Here is a 2388-nt window from a genome sequence, read left to right on the forward strand (position 1 = left end):
GCTACGACACCCGCCCGGGCCCAGGCGGGTGTCGTAGCCGTTGGGAAAGCGCAGGATCATCTCGTGGATGCCAGCGTGGCGGGCCGCTTCGATGATCGGCTCGGCGGCCAGGTCGCCGAAGCGGGCGATGTTCTCCGCCACACTGCCGTCGAACAATTCGATGTCTTGCGGCAGGTAACCCAGATAAGGCCCCAGGGCGTCGGCCGCCCACTGCTCCAACGGGGCGCCATCCAAGCGCACGGCGCCGGCCATTGCCGGCCAGATGCCCACCATCGCGCGGGCCAAGCTCGATTTGCCCGAAGCGCTGGGGCCGATCACCGCGAGCACTTCGCCGGCGGCGAGTTGGAACTGTACGCCGCGCAGCACCGGCTCCGCCGCGCCAGGCGGGCCAACCTCCAGCGCCTCGACCGAGACGGCACCGGTGGGTGGCGGCAATGCCAAGGGCGGCACCCGCGCGGGCTCCTCGTGCAGCAAGGCGTTCAAGCGTTGATACGACTGCCGGGCACCGACGAATTGCTTCCAGGAGGCAATCGCCAACTCCACCGGCGCCAGCGACCTGCCCAGCAGCAGCGACATGGCGATCATCATCCCGGGGCTGATATGCCCCTGCAGCACCAACAAAGCGCCCAGCCCCAGCGACAGCGATTGGGCTGCCACCCGCACGAAGCGGGTCATCGCGGTAATCCGGGCGCTACGATCGCTGGCCTCGGCTTGGGCGGCGATCATGCCTTGCTGCAGGCTATACCAGCGCTGGCGCAGGGCTGGCAACAGGCCCATGGCCTGGATCACGTCAGCATTCTGCAAGGTGGAGTTCACATAGGCAGAGGCCTTGGTCGACAGCCCATTGGCTTGCATCAGCAACGGCCGGGTGGCCAGCTCACCCCATAGGGCCAGGCCGATCAACACCAACGCGACCACCAACGACAACACCCCGAACCAGGGGTGGAACAAGAAGGCGACTACCATGAACACCGGCAGCCAGGGTGCATCGAGCATGGCCAACAGGCCCTGGCCGGTGATGAATTGACGCAGTTGGGTCAGGTCGGCAAACACCTGGGCGGGGTTGCCCTCGTGGCTGCGCAAAGCGCGGGCGAAGGTGGCGTCGTAGAGCCTGCCGGCCAGTTGCTCATCGAGCCCTGCGCTCATGCGGATCATGACCTGCCCGCGCATCCACTCGATCAGCGCGCTGAGCATGAACAGCCCCAAGGCGATCACGGTCAGCATCAGCAGCGTGGTTTCGTTGCGGCTGGTCAATACCCGGTCATAGACCTGCATCATGTACAGCGATGGCACCAACACCAACAGGTTGATCACCCCGCTGAAAATCGCCAGTGCCCAGAATACCCGGCGATACACGAGCAAGGCCGCGTCGATGTCATTTCGCGCGTCGAAGGAAAGCCGCATAGGTCATACCCGAAGTGTCGAACGGGAACTGTGACCGTGGAAGTTCCGTTTCATTCCGCCATCATGGCGAATTCCCATCACCGAGCAAAAAGAGTCGGTATACAGCAGGCTTACGCTTACCATCGGTTAGTGGCGAAATTACAGCCAAAATCTCGGCGCCACCAGCCGCAGGCGACGAAGGGTGGCGAGCCGGCGCGCTAAAATAAGCGTTCGCCTTGCACAGGTCGCGGTTTTCCTAATTGCGCGTTGGCGGGCTGGTGGGCCTACGCCTTTATGCCATCGCCCGCACAGCCGGCATGTTGGCGTAAGCCCGGGCGGACCAGCCATACGCCTATGGTGCGGCGGCTTCACTGCGAGATAAGTGCGGGTTTCAGTAGGCCGCCATACAGAGTGGAGCTCATTTCCTTCGGTTGGCCACTACAAGCTTTTTGAGCGCTCCGAAAGGAAAGACCATGCAGGGAATACCTTCCCATTCATCCCCCGCCGCAGCGCATCCCTCCCCCGCGGCCGGCGAAACAAGCGCTGGTGTGGAAGCTGCAGCACCACGGCTGGACCTCAGCGTCGCCAGCGTGGAGCGGCTGCCGGTTAATGCTCAGGCACACGTGGCGAATCACGTCTTGTACGAGGTTCACTCCCCCGTCGACCTGACCGAACGTCTTTTACATGGGGTTGCCCAGTCTTGCTGGCTATTGTGCTACGACGGGTCTCGGGCAAGGCCGCTATGGGAGCCCGCTCAGCGCCTCCTGCAGGTTTCCAGGCAGGCCGCCGACAACGCCATCGTGGTCAGGACGGAGAATGGCGAGGAGCGCCAGTGCGCCCTGGATCAAGAAAAATCGGCCGTTATCAGTTTCATGGCCGATAGCATCGGCAACCCGCGAAACCTGTATTTCAGCCTTCTGCAACCTCCGCCGCGCCCGTCCCGGCGGCGCGAACGTTCGGAGGAATCCCAGCCTGAAACGCGCCGGGTCAGGCCCCGCCCGGCCC

2 protein-coding genes are annotated in these 2388 nt (G+C 63.8%); one reads left to right on the plus strand and one right to left on the minus strand.

Annotated elements, in window-relative coordinates; genetic code table 11:
* Positions 1 to 1404, minus strand: a 1404-nt coding sequence (locus HAQ05_RS27645; RefSeq protein WP_190427524.1) for a type I secretion system permease/ATPase, incomplete at its 3' end; no start/stop codon positions are given.
* A gap of 452 nt (positions 1405 to 1856) precedes the next feature.
* Here HAQ05_RS27645 and HAQ05_RS28890 point away from each other — a divergent pair.
* Positions 1857 to 2388, plus strand: a 532-nt coding sequence (locus HAQ05_RS28890) for a hypothetical protein (RefSeq protein ID WP_238936612.1), incomplete at its 3' end; no start/stop codon positions are given.

This window comes from Pseudomonas typographi (assembly GCF_014694385.1).
In the GTDB taxonomy this organism is placed as follows: domain Bacteria; phylum Pseudomonadota; class Gammaproteobacteria; order Pseudomonadales; family Pseudomonadaceae; genus Aquipseudomonas; species Aquipseudomonas typographi.